The following is a 1458-nucleotide window of genomic DNA, read 5'->3' on the forward strand; positions in this document are numbered from 1 at the left end:
CTCGGATTCAATCAGTCGTCGCAACACTGCTGCTCAGCAGCAAGTCTAGATGCTCGCTGAACGCCTCTGCCGGTGTCTTCCATCCGAGCGTCTTTCGGGGCCTGGTGTTGAGCGCGAATGCAACGGCCGCCAGTTCCTCGGCATCCCAGCGAGACAGGTCGGTTCCCTTGGGAAAGTACTGCCGCAGCAGGCCGTTGGTGTTCTCGTTGGTACCGCGCTGCCACGGGCTATGAGGGTCGGCGAAATAGATGCGCAAGCCGGTGTCGATGCGCAGTTGGACATGCTGCGCCAGCTCCGTTCCCCGGTCCCAGGTCAGCGAGCGACGGAGCTGCTCGGGCAACCCGATGATCTCGTTGGTGATCGCGTCCCGCACGGCTTCGGCGCCACGGCCGGCCAGCGCCGGGCCGTTCTTCACCCGCTCCTGCGTGCCGAAGCCCTCCATCCGGGGCAGGTGCAACAGCAGGGTGAACCGCGTCGTGCGCTCCACCAGCGTGCCGATCGCCGACCTGCCGGTGCCGATGATGAGATCACCCTCCCAGTGGCCCGGAACCGCGCGGTCCTCGGCCTCGGCGGGCCGCTCGCTGATCAGCACCTCAGAGGTCACGTGGCCGCCGGCCTTCTTCCGGGCGCGGGCCCGCGGCACCCGCAGCGCACGCCCGGTGCGCAAGCATGCCACCAGCTCCCGTTTGAGCGCTCCACGCCCCTGGATGAACAGGGCCTGGTAGATCGCCTCGTGTGAGATCCGCATGGTGTCGTCCTCGGGGAAATCGACCTTCAGCCGGTGGGAGATCTGTTCCGGGCTCCACGATGTCGCCCAGCGGCGATCCTGACGGTGGGGTTTGTTCCGTCCTTTCCAGGGCGCTGTCTGCGGCCCCGCCACCGGCGTGCCGTCCGGGTGGCAGACCTGTCCCGCCAGCCGCTGCTGCACATACTCGCGCAGCCGCTGGTCGGCCGCCAGTTTGGCGGTCTTCGGCCGACGAGCCCGGCGTTCGGCGTGCCATTGCGCGACCGTGGCTCGATAGTCCACGTCATACGTCCGCGTCGAGGCGTTACGCCGGAGCTCGCGGGAGATCGTCGACGGCGAGCGCCCCAGGCGCCGGGCGATCTCACGCACGCCGAGCTTCTGGGCACGGCATAACGCGATCTCTTCCCGCTCCGCGAACGACAGGTAACGGCCCGACACCGTCGGGGCAAGGCATGGTCCCACCCCGCCAGCCTGGCGAAACCAGCGTGTCCCAACCGCCGGCGACACGCCGATCTCCGCCGCGGCGTCCTCCGAGCTCACCCCTCGAGCGATCGCTCTCCAGTACCGGACGCGGTCCTGTCGCCAGGCGACAGTCGGTCGTCCCGGCGAGGGGATCTGACCGCGATACAACCGGACCGCCTGCTGTTTCTTGCCCAGGCCCATGCACCAACACCTCCAATGACGAGGTGTTGCGAGCACCGATTGAATCCACC

General features: G+C 68.0%; 1 protein-coding gene. It reads right to left on the minus strand.

The features are described 5' to 3' along the window. Window positions 1-7: 7 nt before the first annotated feature. Window positions 8-1408, minus strand: coding sequence for an IS30 family transposase (locus ETD85_RS62235; RefSeq protein ID WP_170247514.1), 1401 nt, complete (start codon window positions 1406-1408; stop codon window positions 8-10). Window positions 1409-1458 lie beyond the last annotated feature (50 nt).

Origin of the sequence: Nonomuraea zeae, assembly GCF_005889725.1 — a bacterium.
Classification (GTDB): domain Bacteria; phylum Actinomycetota; class Actinomycetes; order Streptosporangiales; family Streptosporangiaceae; genus Nonomuraea; species Nonomuraea zeae.

Bases quoted from the DNA above. Each gene is read 5' to 3' on its own strand.
- ETD85_RS62235 (WP_170247514.1), bottom strand. From the start codon at position 1,408: ATGGGCCTGGGCAAGAAACAGCAGGCGGTCCGGTTGTATCGCGGTCAG.